A 14881-nucleotide genomic window follows, 5' to 3' on the forward strand; every position below is an offset into this window, starting at 1 on the left:
GGACAGCGTCACTTCTCGGGTCCGCATGTGCGCGAGATGACGCTGAAGACGACAGGCCCGCGAGTCTCGGTGTGAGCCGGGCCGTCGGATCAGTCGGTGGGGCTCGGCGAGGCGCGTGCCGCTGCTATGGGAAGCCGACTTCTGCAGCCAGGGCGGCTTGCACGGTTCGAGTTGTCCTTCCGCGTTGGGCGGGTCACACGAACACGCCCTCGCGGTGGACACTCCTGCGTTGAGGCAGGGAGCACGGGCCCCGTACTGACACCGAACCCGAGTCGACGATCAGCTGACGCAGCAACGCTGCCACCAATACGCCGAACCGAGGGCGTGGCTTCTCAGGGTCCGGGGTCCTGTCGGTCCCGCAGTCGCCGCCCGGCACCAGTGGGCGGCTCACACTCCCGCGCGTGAATTCGGGCAGATCGACTGTGCGGAGCCGGCCCACCAGCTCCACCCCACACCCGAGACCAGCTGGGCCCTCGGCCATACATAGATGCTACGCACGACCCTGCCGACAGGCGACCGAGGGAACGGGAGCCGCCCGGTTCGGTGACCGCCGTCAGCCCGGACCTTGGCCACACGGGAAGCGGCCGCGGACACGCCGTCGAATCGCAGCCTGCCGCCGACGGCGATGTGCACGTGGAAGCGGCGACGAGGACGATCGGCACGAAACCGGGCTCGTTCGTGATCAGGTGTCGCTTGCGTTTTGTGATCTTCTGGATGCAGTGCCGGACGGTCATGCTGAACCCGGTCGCTGCCGTGTCCTGCTCGGCCGGAAGTCGTGGAACACTCCAAGATCGACTCATGATCCTTGTCTCCGATGGGGCCACTGTCCGTGTCCGTCCTGTCGCAGACTTGCAGGACGCGGTGGCCCGGCTGGGTGCCGCGTCTTCCGCCCGGTCGACCCAAGGACTGCAATCGTGAGCGAGCGCGTTCTCATCCCCCGCAACCGGGGATTCCTCTTCCTCGACTCCCACCCGGCGGGCTGTGAGCGGCTGGTGGCCGACATGTGGGACGCATGCCCCGACGCTGCCAACATGCCGCAGAGGGGCGGGCCGGTGGCTCTGATCATCGGCTCCTCGGCGGGATATGGCCTGGCGGCCACTGTCGCCGGACTCAAGCGTGCCGGCATCCGCGGGATCATGGTCTCCTTCGAGAAGGCCCCCACCGAACGCCGTACCGCTACGGCCGGGTGGTACCGCACCGTCGCTACCGCCGACATCGCACGTACCGCCGGGCGGGATCTGGTCTTCCTCAACGGTGACGCCTTCTCCGACGGGATGAAGAGGCAGGTCGCCAACCTCATCGAGCAGCGTTTCGGCGGCAGGTTGGACTACCTGATCTACTCGGTGGCCGCGCCCCGGCGTACCGATCCGGACACCGGCGCAACGTACGCCTCCGTCCTCAAGCCGATCGGCCGGGCGAACCGCACCAAGACCCTTGTTTTCGACGATCAGGGCATTCCCGAGGTGCGCGAAGTCGAGACCGGGCCGGCCGAGGGCGATGATGTCGAGCAGACGGTGGCCGTGATGGGCGGTGCCGACTGGGAACGCTGGATCAACCACCTGGCCGGTCGGGGACTGCTCGGCGAGGGCTTCGCCACCGCCGCGCTGTCGTACATCGGATCGCCACTGACGGCGGCGATCTACCGGCAGGGCACCATCGGCGCGGCCAAGGCCCACCTGGAGGCCACTGCCCGCACACTGAACGAGCGGCTCGAAAAGACGGTGGGCGGGCGGGCCGTGACGTCCGTCAACGGCGCCGCCGTCACCCAGTCCTCCACCGCCATTCCCGGCATCGCCCTGTACACCGGCCTGCTGCGTGGCGTCCTGGGAGAGGACCTGGTTCCGCCGGTGCATCAGCTCGCCGCCCTGTGGGACCAGCTCACCGGGGCCGTCCCGCTCGCCCTGGACGATGAAGGCCGGATCCGCTTGGACACTTGGGAACTCACTGACGATGTCCAGGCGGCCGTGGCCAAACGCTGGGAGGCCGCCACGACCGACACGATCACCGGTCTGGCCGACCTCGACTGGTTCCACGCCGAAGTCCAACGCCTGTACGGATTCTCTGTGCCGGGCGTCGACTACACGGCCGCAGTGGCCACCGACGTTCCCTGGCCCGCTTCCACACCCTGACCGCAGCACCAAACTGCCGTGCGGAACGCTCCGACTGAGCACGTTGATGTGGTGCTGGACGAACGAGGAGGGTCGGGCCACTTCCTCGTAGCGGACGTTGAATGCGCGTTCCGGACTCTCGAGTGCGCGCTCATCTGCCGGCGACACGCAGGAAGTTGTGCCGGTAGGTGTTCTCGGCACGGACCCAAGGTCCGCATTCCTTGCCCACCGGTCGGCCTGACGTTGCACAGTGCGCCCGGAAACGGGCCCGGGAGCGCCTCCCGGGCCCGGGCCCGTGTCCGTCAATCGCGGGACGGGACCGCGCAGGCGCCATCGGGCCCGCAAGCCGCCGTGTCCGCGTCGCCCTCGCTCATACCGACCGGGACGATCGTGCGTTCCTGTTCCTGCCACGCCTGCTCGAGCGCCTGGGTGAAGACCTCGGGGCGCTGGCCGCCGGAGACGCCGTAGCGGCGGTCGATGACGAAGAACGGCACGGAGCGGGCGCCGAGCTGAGCGGCCTCCAGCTCGTCCGCCCGCACCTCGTCGGCGTAGGCGCTCTCGTCGGCGAGTACCGCGCGCGTCTCCGACTCGTCCAGTCCTGCCTCGACAGCGATCTGCACCAGCACTTCGTGGTCGTAGACGGACCGCTCCTCGGCGAAGTTGGCCCGGTAGGCGAGGTTCAGGAGCTCGGAGTGTCGGCCGCGCGCACGGGCGAGGTGCAGCAGGCGGTGGATGTCGAAGGTGTTGCCGAGGTCGCGGTCGATCAGGTAGCCGAGCCCTTCGGCGCGCGCGGTGGAGGCCGCGTGCTCCTCCATGGTTCGGGCATCGTCGAGCGTGCGGCCGTACTTCTTCGCAACCGCTTCGAGCACGGGGGCGGTGCTGCCCTTGGCGAGGTTGGGGTCGAGCTCGAAGGATCGGTGGACCACCTCGACCTCGTTGCCGTGGGCGAACGCCGCCAGGCCCTTCTCGAAGCGGGCCTTGCCGATGTAGCACCAGGGGCAGGCGATGTCGCTCCAGATTTCGACGCGCATGTTTTCGCTCTCTGTTTTCGCTGCTCCGGTCGGAGAGTGAGTCCGTCCGGTTGTTCTGCTGGGCGGAGCCACTCTCCGCACCCGCCCACAACGCGCAGGTGAACCGTCTCATTCCGCGGACGCCCGCCGCGTTCGGCACTGTCGGCTCGCATGTGTCACGTGACGCCGCCGCCCCGCGCCCCGACGGACGCGAGGCGATCAGCGACCTGCTCGGCCGCCGGGGCGCGGTCGGCTGTCAGCTGTGTCGCGGGTGCACCGGGAGCTGCCCCGGCTGAGGAGCGGGGGCAGCTCGGGACACTCGCAGCTCCGTGAGGTACCGCTTGGTGATCCGGCCCCCGTACCGCCCGTCGATGAGCCCGGCGATGCAGTCCAGAAGTCCCTTCCGGGCCCGTGGTGCCAGGGCCCGGTGACCGGAGTAGGTCCGCAGCACCTCCAGGTACTGCTCCGTCGAGTACGTCAGATCCCACTCGTAGCGCCGGAGGACGACGGGGCCGAATCGGCCGCTTCGTGCGACCTCGTCCACGTGGTCCGAGGAGTCGATGTCCCGCGCGGCAGGAGGCCGCAACCCCACGGGAGTGGCCGGGTCGAAGCGCTCGTAGCAGTTCTGCACCTCGATGAAGAACTCTTCGCTGCCACCCGCCACATGCTGCGTGGTGACCACGGCGAGGGCTCCGCCGGGCCGCAGCGCGTCGGCCGTCCTCGTCATCCGCACCGCCGGGTCGATCCAGTGGAACGCCGTCGCAGCGACCACTGCGTCGAACGGCTCCCTGGGCAGGGGCCAGGTCTCGAAGTCCGCCGTCACGATCTCCACATTCCTGAATCGGGCCAGGTTGCGCCGGGCGACGGCGGACATGTCCGCGCCCAGTTCGACGGCGGTGATCCGGCAACCGCGCTCGGCGAGCGGCAAGGTCGCCTTGCCGGTGCCGGCTCCCACTTCGAGAACACGACAGCCGTCGCCGATCCCGGCCACGTCGGTGAGGTCGTCGAACAGCTCGGTCGGATACCCCGGCCTGGCCCGGTCGTACAGCTCCGCGTCCTCGTCGAAGGTCTGCCGAAGATGGGGGCGGCGTGCTTCGTCGGGCCTGTCGTCACGCATGTGAGCACACTACGGTGACAACGGCTTCGCCCACAGATCGACGTGACAGGTCCGCGCTCCGCGAGCAGTACACCTCGTGCGCGGCGACACCCTCGGCCGTCTCTGGAGGATCAGGACGGATCAGTGGTCCACGGCCAGGCGGCCTCGCGGCCGGATTCGATGAGGCCGATCATCCGGAACGCGGCGTCCGTGAGGCCGCCGAAGGTGTGCCGGTGCGGGCCCGTGGGGTGGTGAGCGGGCCGGTATCCCGCCAGGTTCCAGGTGTAGACCGGGATGTCGGCCGGGACCGGTTCGGCCGGTCTGCCGGGGTTGTACGGGGCGGTCTGCTCGTCGGTGACGAGCAGGACCCGGTCGTGTTCCCGGTAGTGGGCCCGTACAGCCTTCGTGGTGTCGGTGCCGCCGAGGCTGTGGAACCGTTTCAGCACCTCGAGCACCGGCTCGCCCGGCTCGAAGGGCACCTTTGCGCTGCGCCAGCCGAATTCCACCAGATCAGCCTGCTCGGCACGCATGGCCAGCGCGGTACCGAACACGGCCGCCGCGTCCGCCCGGGTCAGCTTGGACCGCTCGGAGACGGTGTCCCAGAACATGGAGTCGGACCGGTCCACCAGGATCAGGGATCGGCCGGGCAGGGGCGGTACGTTCGCCAGGGAGTGTTCCAGTGCCCGCTCCAGCGCGGCTGCCCAGCGCTGCGACGGCGCGTGCTGGTGGGCGGCGAGGTAGCGGAACGGGAACTGCCGGGACCGGGCGACCTCGGAGGCGTCCGAGAGCCGTGCGGCGACCCGGGCCGCGACATCGTCCGAGACCCCTGCCTCGTCGAAGTTCCGCAGGTTCCGCAGCAGCGCCATCGGGGCCATCGTCGGGATCACCGCTTCCCAGACGGCGGCGTCCATCGGTCCGTGGAGCCAGCCCGCCAGGGCCTCCCACGTCATGCCCGCCGCGGCGAGCCGCTCGCAGCCGCCCGGCCCGGTCACCACCGCCCGCCGCTCGTCCCCAGGCAACTCGATCAGTGCCCGGTGGGCGGTCAGCAGGTGGTCCGACGTCGGCGGAACCGCCTGCTCCGGGTGATGGCGGCGGTCCAGGGCGTACCGGAAGAGCGCGCCCTGCCAGGGCTTGTCCGGGTCGGGGGAGGCGTGCACCAGATTGAGCACGTCGCCGAAGCGGAAGGCCTTGGATGCGGTGTCGTACTTGAGCAAGGACCGGGACGTGTACAGCCGGCGTACGCCGTCCGCGATGCCCCGCTTCACGGGCTGCGGTACGGACCGCCCATACGCCGAGATCCAGTGGGCGAGCAGTTCGCCGGGCTCGTCGGCGCGCTGGAGCACGGAGTCGATCACGGATCGGTTGGACGGGCCTCCCGACGCCCCGGCCTTGAGCCGGGCCTGCACGTACACGGCGGCGCCCACCAGGGACGCCGTGCGCATGTTGCCCTCGCCGCGAAGCCAGCGCAGCAGACCGGCCGTCCACACAGGGTCCTGAACGGCGAGTTCACCGATGAGACGGGCGTACCGGTCGTCGCGCTCCTCACCGCTCTCGTAGAAGGTCCGCTGGGAGACGAAGTTGCCGACTGCGAGGAGGAAGAGTTCCTCGCGGGGCTCCCGGACGAAGGCCGGGCCGCCCTCGTAGGTGCGGAGGTCCCGTTCGGCGGGCGTGTGACTCGGCCGAGGCTGGGGCAGGGAGCGGGCGGCCGCAGAGATGTGCGGGGCCACGAGCATCTCGGACCAGATCTTGGAGACGCGTGGGGTGTGACGAGGCAGCGAATCCCCCCGGATTCAAAGGCTTGAACGGCCCCGCCAGAGGTCCGACGGGGCGAAGACGCCCGCGCCTGCCGAGATCAAAGGGGCAGCGGCGTCACTTGGTTGTCAGAAGGAAGTAGCCGCAGCCGAGCGCATCGGAGGCGCGGTCGCGATGCCAAGGTACAAGTACCACCGGGCCGCGGACCAGCGATTAATGGGGGCTCGTTCCAGGACGTCGTGCGTGTGATCGTCATGCAGGCCTCCGACTGCCGCGTGTCATGGCCATCCAAGATCATCGGGGAGCCTGGGGCGCGCCGCGCACACCGCTCGCACCGTCAAGGCCCGGGGGCGCCAGCTCCACAGCGGTCCACTCCGGCCGCGGGCCGAAGGTCGACTTGATAGGCAAGTGTAGAGTTGCCTATGCTGTGGTCGTGGCCGACGACCTCTTCAAAGCCTTGGCCGATCCGACCCGCCGCACCATCCTCGACGAACTCACCGAGAAGTCCGGACAGACGCTGTTCGAGATCTGCTCGCGGCTGAGCATGAAGCATCAGCTCGCGATCTCTCGCCAGGGGGTCTCCCAGCACCTCGCCGTGCTGGAGGCCGCCGGGCTCGTCGAGACCAGGCGGGAAGGCCGCTACAAGTTCCACGACCTCAATACGGCCCCGCTGCGGCAGATCGCCGAGCGATGGCTCGTGACCGATACGACCGGACCCGAAAAGAGCACCCCGTGAAGATCCATCTGACCAGTGTCTTCGTCGACGACCAGGCCAAGGCGCTGCACTTCTACACGGAGATCCTCGGCTTCGTGAAGAAGCACGACGTTCCCGTGGGCGACGAGGACCGGTGGCTGACCGTCGTCTCGCCCGAGGATCCCGCCGGTACCGAACTCCTCCTGGAGCCCGCCAAGCACCCGGCCGCCAGGACCTACCGTGACGCACTCGTCCAGGACGGCATCCCGCTCGTCCAGTTCGCCGTCGATGACGTCAACGGCGAGTACGAGCGCCTCAACGGTCTCGGCGTCCGCTTCATCCAGGAACCCCTCGCGATGGGCCCCGTCACCACCGCCGTCTTCGACGACACCTGCGGCAATCTGATCCAGATCGCGACTCAGCCGCAGTAGGCGGACGCCCGGCCCGGCCCCGGTACCTCACGCCCAGGGCTCGGCATCGTGCCAAGAAGCGCCTCAGCGGATGCTCGCCGTCGAGGGAGTGCCGAACCGTCAGGCCGCGAACTCACATTTGACTTGGCTCGGCGAGGCTGCTCGCTCCGTGGCGAACATGGGTGTCCCGTTCATCGGCGAGGAGCCCGGCGGCGACCTCGCCGATCATCACCGAGGGTGCGTTTGTGTTCGCAGATGTGATGGACGGCATGATCGAGGCGTCTGCGACGCGCAAACCGTCGATACCGTGCACGCGGAGTCGGGAGTCGACGACAGCTTCCGGTCCCGATCCCATGGCGCATGTGCCGACCGCGTGCGTCTTCGCCAAGACCGGCGTCCGCAGCCGCCGTGAACTCGCGAGCCTGCTGCGTCCGTAGCCGTTGCGATCAGCGCCGTGAAGGCGCAAGAGCGTCTCGACCGCCAATACGGCGAAGTGTCCGTCCGCGACGGTCTGCGCGTATGTACGTCATGGCCGGCGATCGGCCGCCGAGCAAGGCGGGCGCCTTCAGCTCGCTCAAGTCGCCGTGAAATCACGGCAGTTGCCACCCTGTCGGTGCCCCCGTGCGTCACACTGCCTTCGAGGGGAACATCCGTACGCAGAGGGGCCGGCGCATGGGCATGTCCGGATGGCGACCAGCCGTGGCCGTGGTGACCGGGACGCTGCTGCTGGCGGGGTGCACCGGCGAGGTCCGCAATGCCTCCGATCCGAAGGAGACGTCCGAACAGCCCACGGCTGACGTGAGCGCCGGCGGGGCGCCGTCGTCGTCCGCGTCGCCCGCGGACGAGCCGTACACCGTGGCCGACGACATGGCGCCCAGGACACGGGCCGAGGCGCTGGCGTTCGTTCGCCGGCTCGCCGTACGGCCGGACCACTTCGGCGCCGGGTTCCGCAAAAGTGAGCCCTACGAGAGCGATCCGGCCGAGTGGGCCGTGCTGGGTGAGGACTGCCTGTGGCGTCGCGAGCCCCTGCCGTACGACGTCCTCGCCAGTCTGACCAGACGGTTCGCGCTCCCGGAGACGGAAGGCAAAGGGCCGGTGCAGGTCTCGCTGACCGTCACGGTCCACGAAGACGACCTCGCCGCGCGCCGGGACATGGCCGAATCCCTGGAGGGCGCGCTGCGCTGTCCGGAGCAGCGGCTGAACGCCACGGGGCGGGTGCGCGGCCTGTTCTCCAGAGCCGACCACTTCACCGAGCAGCACAACGCCATCAGCGACGACAACCTCACGGAGTCCGGCACCTACGTGGTGGACGGCGAGCAGGACGCTCACCCCTTCGCCTGGTTCAAGCACCGGCTCGGCCCGGTGACGGTCGCCGCGACCTGCCGCGTCGGTGCCGGCCGTACGGAGGAGGAGGCGACCACCGTCTCCTCGGACATCGGCAAGGGCGTGGGCTTCGTCGCCGCCGACATCGACCGGCAGGCGGCCGACGACGCGGCCGGGAAGTCCGAGGACCGGACGCCGGGAACTGACACCGCCAGTGGGACGGAGAGCGCGCGATGAGTGAACCGCTGCTGCCGTCCGACCCGTCGCGCATCGCGGCGTTCCGCCTGCTGCGCAGGCTGGGCGCGGGCGGCATGGGCGTGGTCTACCTGGGGCGCACCGACGCCGGAAAGCTTGCCGCGGTCAAGGTGATTCACGCCGACGGCGCGGCCGACGACGACTTCAGGACCCGCTTCGCACGCGAGGTGGATCTGGCCCGGCGGGTCGAGAGCCCCTGGGTCGCACCGGTCCTAGACGCGGACGCCGAGGCACGCGAACCGTGGCTCGCCACCGAGTTCGTCCCCGGTCCCGCGCTGGCCGAGGCGGTCACCGCGCACGGACCGCTGCCGCCGCGCGCCGCCCGCGTGCTCGGAGGCCGGCTGGCCGAGGCGCTGGCGGGCGTGCACGCGGCCGGCCTGGTCCACCGTGAGGTCAAACCGGGCAACGTCCTGCTGGCCCTGGACGGACCCCGCCTGATCGACTTCGGCATCGCACGGGCCCTGGACGACACGGCGCTGACCGCGTCGGGCGTCGTCGTCGGCACCCCAGGATTCCTCGCCCCGGAACAGGCGCGGGGCGAGGACGCCACGGCCGCGAGCGACGTCTTCGCGCTGGGCTGCGTCCTGGCGTACGCGATGACCGGCCGCCCGCCCTTCGGCACGGGTGAACCGCACGCGCTGCTGTACCGCACCGTCCACGACGAACCCGAACTCGACCGGGTGGACGCCGGATCGCGGTCCCTGGTGGCCCGCTGCCTCGCCAAGGAGCCGGAGGCGCGTCCCACGGTCGAGGAGGTGAGCGGCGGCCTCACCGAGGACCTCCTCGTCTCGGCGGGCTGGCTCCCCGACCCGGTGGCACGGATGGTGGCCGTGCGCTTCAGCGAGAGCCTCGCCCTGCCCGGTATCGAACCGACGGTCGTGGACGGAGGCTCCGAGGCCGACGGCGGGGACGCGGGCGCGGACGAGGCGGCCCCTTCTCCCCGCCCGGCACGGCGTCGGCTGCTGCTCGCCGGCGGGGCGCTGCTGGTCGCGGGCGGTACGGCCACCGCCGTCGCCCTCGCCGGCCGCGACGACGACCCGGACATCTCAGGCGGCGGACGCCCCACGTACGTCCTCGGCGTCCACTCCACCTTCGACATCGCCCCCGCCCCGCAGGCCCAGGCCTGCGAACGTGCGGCACACCTCGCCGTGGCCCAGCACAATGCCACCCCGGGCCGTGCCTACGACCTCGCCGTACGCGTTCTACGGGACCCGGGCTCGGTCGCCGGCGCTCAGGACGTGGCCCGCAGCTTCACGGCCGACCGCAACGTCGTCGCCGTCCTCGGACCGGTCACCGAGATCGCGATGCGCACCGCGGCGAACATCTACGGCGAGGCCGGACTCACCCACGTGTCCAGTACCACGGGCCAGCAGGACTACTTCCTCGTGTCGCCCAAGTCGTCCTTCCAGAGCGGCACATCACACACCGCGCTCGGCAGTGCGGTCGTGCTCCACGCCCTGCTGAGCAAACACGCAGGACGTCTCGGAGTGGTGCTCAACCGCTCGGGCGGCACGGCGGTCCAGGACCAGGGTTCCCTGATCGTCAGCCAGTGGCGTCAGATGCTCGGCGGCGAGGTCGTGCCCCGTGTCATCGCCGAGGACAGCGCCGACGGCCCTGCAACGGTCCGCTCGCTGCTCGCCTCCGGCATCACGGCCTTCGCCTTTCTTGGACACCTGGGCACCACCGTGGGCGCGGCCGAGCAACTGGCCGAAGCCGGTTTCGCCGGGCCCCGCTGGATGCAGCACCAGTTGTACGGCTCGGACTTCCCCCGCCGCGCGGGCGCCGCAGGCGACGGGTGGTACGTCGTCACCTCGGCCGTGGACGCCGCCGCGCTGACGACGAGGAGAGCCGAGGACTTCACCGCGGCATGGCGCCGCCGCTACCGCGCGGCGCCCGAGCCGTACGCCGTCGAGGCGTACGACTCGGTGCGGATGTTGCTCACCGAGTTCGCCCGCACGGTTCCGGCCGGGGCGCCCCGCCGCCCGGTACGCGCCACGCTCAGCGAGCGGATGGCGAAGGCCAAGTACCGGGGCATCGCCCGGGGCTACGCTTTCGGCAGATTCCACGAGTACACCAGCAGCGGCCGAGGCTGGTCGGACGGCACCTTCGTCCACGAGGTCCGCGACGCGCGGTTCCGGCAACTGGGGTCGCTGTCCGACCTGGAGCGCGCCTCGCAGGCCACCGGGTAGCAACGACGTCGCCCGGGCACGGCGGCGAAGGAAGGCGATCGGTATGGAGCGGCTTCGCCCCTCCGCCCCCTCGGAGATCGGCGGCCACCGGCTCGCGGCACGGCTCGGCGCGGGCGGCATGGGAGTCCTGTACCCGGCGCGTTCCGAACACGCCGCCCGGTGCGCGGTGAAGGTGATCCGCGCCGAGCACGCTTCCTCGCCGAGGCGGAGGGCTGGATGGTCGGTACCGCGTGCACCGACGCCGCCGCCGATCCCCGCACCGAGGCGTTCGCCGTCGCTCACCGCGCCCGCTACGGCACCGCACCGGCGCCCTGGGCGGTCGAGGCCTACGACGCCGTCAGGTTCGCCGCGTACGGCCTGACCTCCGTCGGCGCCGACGGGCGCGCCGCCCTCCGCTCGGAACTCCTGCGCCGCCCCTGGCAGGGCATCACGCGCAAGGTCGCCTTCAACGCGGGAGGCCAGTTCTTCGGACCCGCCGAGGACATCGGCGCGTTCCTGTACCGCGTGACGGACGGCAAGGCCCGCTCCGTCGCCCGCGCCGACGACATCGGCAAGGCGGCCTGACATCGGCCCCGCGCGGTCGGGTCCGACGGCCGCGACCGGATCTCGGGGAAATCACCGCAAGCCACTCACATCGCCCGGCCCGGCGAGGACACCCATCATGCCTCGCACACGCGAGGTGGCCCCTAGATCGATATGAACGATCAAATTTGCCAGGTTCCAGGGGTTGACGACATGCGACCCAGGGCCCATGTTGAACGATCAAATCGGCCTGTGTGCGGAACAGTTGCGAGTGGTCCACCGCCTGGCCGGACCGAGGCATGTGCAGGATTGCAAGGAGGAGCACGGTGAGTTCGTCGCAGATGAGCCACACACAGGCGGGCGTTCCGGCCGATACCAAGGCTGGAAAGGTGAGGTGGCGGGCCCCTTGGGTCATGGTGGCGTCCGTCGCCTTGCTCACTTCCGCCCTCGCCGGGTGCGGAGACGACTCCTCCGAGCCGTCAGCCGGTGGCCCTGCGCAGTTCTCCGGGCGCGGCCCGATCACCCTGGCCACCGGCAAGGACACGACCGGCACCATCCAGGGCCAGCTCGGCCGGTGGAACCGTGAGCATCCCGACGAGAAGGTCACCCTGGTCGAGCTGCCCGAGAGTGCGGACCAGCAGCGCCAGCAGTTCATCCAGAACGCACAGACCGAGTCGGACGCCTACACGGTGCTCAACCTGGACCCCATCTGGGTCGCCGAGTTCGCGGCCAGCCAGTGGATCGACGCACTGCCCGCCAAGGAGTTCCCGCTCGACAAGATGCTCCCGGCTGTCGTCAAGACCGGCGAGTACTTCGGCAAGCAGTACGCCATTCCGTTCAACACGAACGCGGGCCTCCTCTTCTACCGCAAGGACCTGCTGGACAAGGCGGGAGTGCAGCCGCCCACCACGTGGGACGAGATGAAGGACGCCTGCGCCAAGGTCGCCAAGCTGCCCGAGGGCAAGAGCGTCGACTGCTACGCGGGCCAGTTCGCCAAGTACGAAGGCCTGACCGTCAACTTCGCCGAGGCCGTGGCGTCGGCGGGCGGCACCATCGTCGACGCGGAGGGCAACGCGACCGTCAACACCGACGCAGCCGGCAAGGGCCTGCAGTTCCTGGCCGACGGTTTCAAGGACGGCACCTTCCCCGAGGAGTCCGCGACCTACCAGGAGGAGGACGGCCGCCGCGCCTTCCAGGCCGGAAACCTGCTCTTCCACCGGCAGTGGCCGTATCAGTGGGCACTGGCCAACGCCGAGGACGGCTCCAGCAAGGTCGCCGGCAAATTCGGGGTGGCGCCCCTGCCGGGGCTGGACGGCCCCGGCAAGTCCTCCCTCGGCGGACTCGACCTGGCGGTGAGCAAGTTCGCCAAGAACAAGGCCACAGCACTCGACTTCATCAAGTTCTTCTCCAACGAAGCCAACGCCCGCACGAACCTGAAGGTCAACTCGTCCGCCCCGCCGTATGCCGGACTGTACGACGACCCGGCCCTGCGCCGTCAGTTCCCCTACCTGGCGACCCTCAAGGAGTCCCTGAACACCGCCGTGCCGCGGCCCGTGGTCGTACGGTACGGCGACGCCACGGCCGCCATCCAGGAGAGCGCAGCTGCCGCGCAGAGCGGATCGAAGTCCGTCGGTGCCGCACTTGCCGACATGCAGCGCAATCTGTCGGCGGCGATAGCCGAGAAGAAGTAGCGGGCGAAAGAGGTCTGCCGGTGTCTCTCCTCACCCGGGCGAGGCCCGGCCACACCGCGTCCCGGCCCCCGCGCGCCTCGCGCAGGGCCGGGACCGGAAGGCTGGCCGGTGTCCTGCTCTCACCCACTCTGATCGTGCTCGGCCTGGTCGTCGGCTATCCGGTGCTCGCGGCTTTCCGGCTGTCGTTCATCGTCTCGAGCGAGTCCATCGACCCGCAGACCGGCTTCAAGGTGACAGCCACCTCCTACGGTCTGGACAACTTCGAAGCCGTGTTCACCGGGGACCGCTTCTTGCGCCCCTGGTGGAACACCACCTCCTTCGCGCTCGCTTCGGTCGCCATCGAGGTGTTGATCGGCGTCGCCATGGCGCTGGTGATGCACCAGGCATTCAGGGGGAGGGCGTTGGTTCGTGCCGCGATCCTGGTCCCGTGGGCCATCCCCACGGCCATCTCGGGCCTGCTCTGGAAGTGGATCTTCAACAGCCAGGGCGTCGCCAACGAGCTGCTGGGCGCCAACGTGTTGTGGAGCAGCGAGGGCTTCCAGGCCTGGCTGTCCGTGGTGATCGCCGACACCTGGAAGACGGCGCCGTTCGTCGGGCTTCTCGTCCTCGCAGGGCTCCAGCTCATTCCAGGAGAGCTGTACGAGGCGGCCAAGGTGGACGGGGCCCCGCCCTGGTACGGCTTCTGGCATATCACGCTGCCGCTGGTCCGTCCGGCGCTGGTGGTGGCGGTGTTGTTCCGGCTCTTGGACGTCCTGCGCATGTTCGACCTGCCGTATCTCCTCGTCGGCCCGCGAAAGCACTCCGTCGAGACACTGTCGATGATCGCCTTCGAAGAGATGAGCAACCTTCGGTTCGGCACAGCGGCCGCCTACGCCACGGTGCTGTTCCTCTATATCGCGGTGGTCGCCTTCTCGTTCGTCAAGCTGTTCGGCGCCGACCTGATCGGCCGCGGCACGAGGAGTCCGCAATGAGTACGCGCACGAACGAGGCCACGATCGCGGGCCGTTTCCGCACCGGGTTCCCGGCTCGCCGGATCGGCATCCTCGCCATCGTCGTCTACTGCCTGGCGCCCTTCTACTGGATGGTGGTCTCGAGCCTGCGCAGACCCTCGGACCAGTTCTCCAACTCCCTGCTGCCGACGACGATCTCGTTCGAGAACTACGCTGCGGCCTTCGACGCGCGGAACGGATTCGCCCGCGCACTGCTCAACAGCCTCGTTGTCGCCGGGGCCACCACCGCGCTCACGCTACTGGTCGCGATCTTCGCAGGATATGCGCTCGCGCGGCTCGACTTCCGTGGCAAGACCCTGATCCTCACGATGATCATCGCCGCGTCCATGTTCCCGCCGATCACGCTGGTCGTGCCGATGCTCCGGCTGTTCACCGACGCGGGCTGGATCAACACGTACCAGGCGATGATCGTGCCCAGTATGAGCTTCGCACTGCCGTTGGCCGTGTGGAACCTCACCGCGTTCTTCCGGCAGATGCCGGCCGAACTGGAGAAGGCGGCGCAGGTCGACGGCTGCACAGCCGCGCAGGCCTTCCGCAAGGTCGTGATCCCCCTCGCCGCACCCGGCATCTTCACCACGGCGATCCTTGTCTTCATCTGCGCCTGGAACGAATTCCTCATCGCGGCCAGCGTCGTGAACGACCGGCAGATGATGACGGCGAACGTCATCGTCTCCCTCTTCACCGGCCAGTACAAATACGACCAGCCGTTCGGTACACAGATGGCGGCCGGTGTCGTCGTCACGCTGCCCCTGGTCGCAGCGGTGCTGTTCTTCCAGCGCCGAATCGTCGACGGACTGACTGCGGGAGGATTGAAATAGGTG

The 14881-nt window shown here is 69.5% G+C and carries 12 protein-coding genes and 1 pseudogene; 9 read left to right on the forward strand and 4 right to left on the reverse strand.

The features are described 5' to 3' along the window. Positions 1–914 precede the first annotated feature (914 nt). Positions 915–2129, forward strand: a complete 1215-nt coding sequence (fabV, locus tag DN051_RS37535; RefSeq protein ID WP_112441263.1) for an enoyl-[acyl-carrier-protein] reductase FabV — start codon at positions 915–917, stop codon at positions 2127–2129. A 281-nt stretch (positions 2130–2410) separates the two neighbouring features. On the opposite strand, the gene DN051_RS37540 is transcribed toward fabV, so the two are convergent. The 3 genes from DN051_RS37540 to DN051_RS37550 form a co-directional block, all read right to left on the reverse strand. Then, positions 2411–3139, reverse strand: a complete 729-nt coding sequence (locus DN051_RS37540; protein ID WP_112441265.1) for a DsbA family oxidoreductase — start codon at positions 3137–3139, stop codon at positions 2411–2413. A 235-nt stretch (positions 3140–3374) separates the two neighbouring features. Then, positions 3375–4235 (reverse strand): class I SAM-dependent methyltransferase, encoded by an 861-nt coding sequence (locus DN051_RS37545; protein WP_112441266.1) that lies wholly within the window; start codon positions 4233–4235, stop codon positions 3375–3377. Positions 4236–4345: 110 nt separating this feature from the next. Further along, positions 4346–5947, reverse strand: a complete 1602-nt coding sequence (locus DN051_RS37550; protein ID WP_112441268.1) for a TROVE domain-containing protein — start codon at positions 5945–5947, stop codon at positions 4346–4348. A 452-nt stretch (positions 5948–6399) separates the two neighbouring features. On the opposite strand from DN051_RS37550, the gene DN051_RS37555 reads away from it, so the two are divergent. Both DN051_RS37555 and DN051_RS37560 read left to right on the forward strand, forming a co-directional pair. Beyond that, positions 6400–6702 (forward strand): ArsR/SmtB family transcription factor, encoded by a 303-nt coding sequence (locus DN051_RS37555; protein WP_112442766.1) that lies wholly within the window; start codon positions 6400–6402, stop codon positions 6700–6702. Next, positions 6699–7091, forward strand: a complete 393-nt coding sequence (locus DN051_RS37560) for a VOC family protein (protein ID WP_112441270.1) — start codon at positions 6699–6701, stop codon at positions 7089–7091. The genes DN051_RS37555 and DN051_RS37560 overlap by 4 nt, the downstream gene beginning before the upstream one ends. A 112-nt stretch (positions 7092–7203) precedes the next feature. Here the strand turns inward: DN051_RS37560 and DN051_RS46750 are convergent. Further along, positions 7204–7446, reverse strand: a pseudogene (locus DN051_RS46750) (GMC oxidoreductase); the annotation flags it as partial. 296 nt (positions 7447–7742) lie between these two features. Between DN051_RS46750 and DN051_RS37570 the strand changes: the two are divergent. The 6 genes from DN051_RS37570 (at position 7743) to DN051_RS37595 (ending at position 14878) form a co-directional block, all read left to right on the forward strand. Next, complete coding sequence (locus DN051_RS37570; protein ID WP_246040741.1) at positions 7743–8630, forward strand: hypothetical protein; 888 nt, start codon at positions 7743–7745, stop codon at positions 8628–8630. Further along, on the forward strand, positions 8627–10837 hold the full coding sequence (locus DN051_RS37575; RefSeq protein WP_112441271.1) for a bifunctional serine/threonine-protein kinase/ABC transporter substrate-binding protein: 2211 nt from the start codon (positions 8627–8629) through the stop codon (positions 10835–10837). The genes DN051_RS37570 and DN051_RS37575 overlap by 4 nt, the downstream gene beginning before the upstream one ends. Positions 10838–10996: 159 nt before the next feature. After that, positions 10997–11401 carry a type 1 periplasmic-binding domain-containing protein gene (locus DN051_RS37580; protein ID WP_162625056.1) on the forward strand — a complete coding sequence of 135 codons (405 nt, stop codon included), beginning with the start codon at positions 10997–10999 and terminating at the stop codon, positions 11399–11401. Positions 11402–11772: 371 nt separating this feature from the next. Then, positions 11773–13050 carry an ABC transporter substrate-binding protein gene (locus DN051_RS37585; protein ID WP_112441275.1) on the forward strand — a complete coding sequence of 426 codons (1278 nt, stop codon included), beginning with the start codon at positions 11773–11775 and terminating at the stop codon, positions 13048–13050. A 20-nt stretch (positions 13051–13070) separates the two neighbouring features. Further along, on the forward strand, positions 13071–14021 hold the full coding sequence (locus DN051_RS37590) for a carbohydrate ABC transporter permease (protein ID WP_112441277.1): 951 nt from the start codon (positions 13071–13073) through the stop codon (positions 14019–14021). Beyond that, on the forward strand, positions 14018–14878 hold the full coding sequence (locus DN051_RS37595) for a carbohydrate ABC transporter permease (protein ID WP_079001593.1): 861 nt from the start codon (positions 14018–14020) through the stop codon (positions 14876–14878). The genes DN051_RS37590 and DN051_RS37595 overlap by 4 nt, the downstream gene beginning before the upstream one ends. Positions 14879–14881 lie beyond the last annotated feature (3 nt).

The sequence above is a fragment of the Streptomyces cadmiisoli genome (assembly GCF_003261055.1).
Classification (GTDB): Bacteria; Actinomycetota; Actinomycetes; order Streptomycetales; family Streptomycetaceae; genus Streptomyces; species Streptomyces cadmiisoli.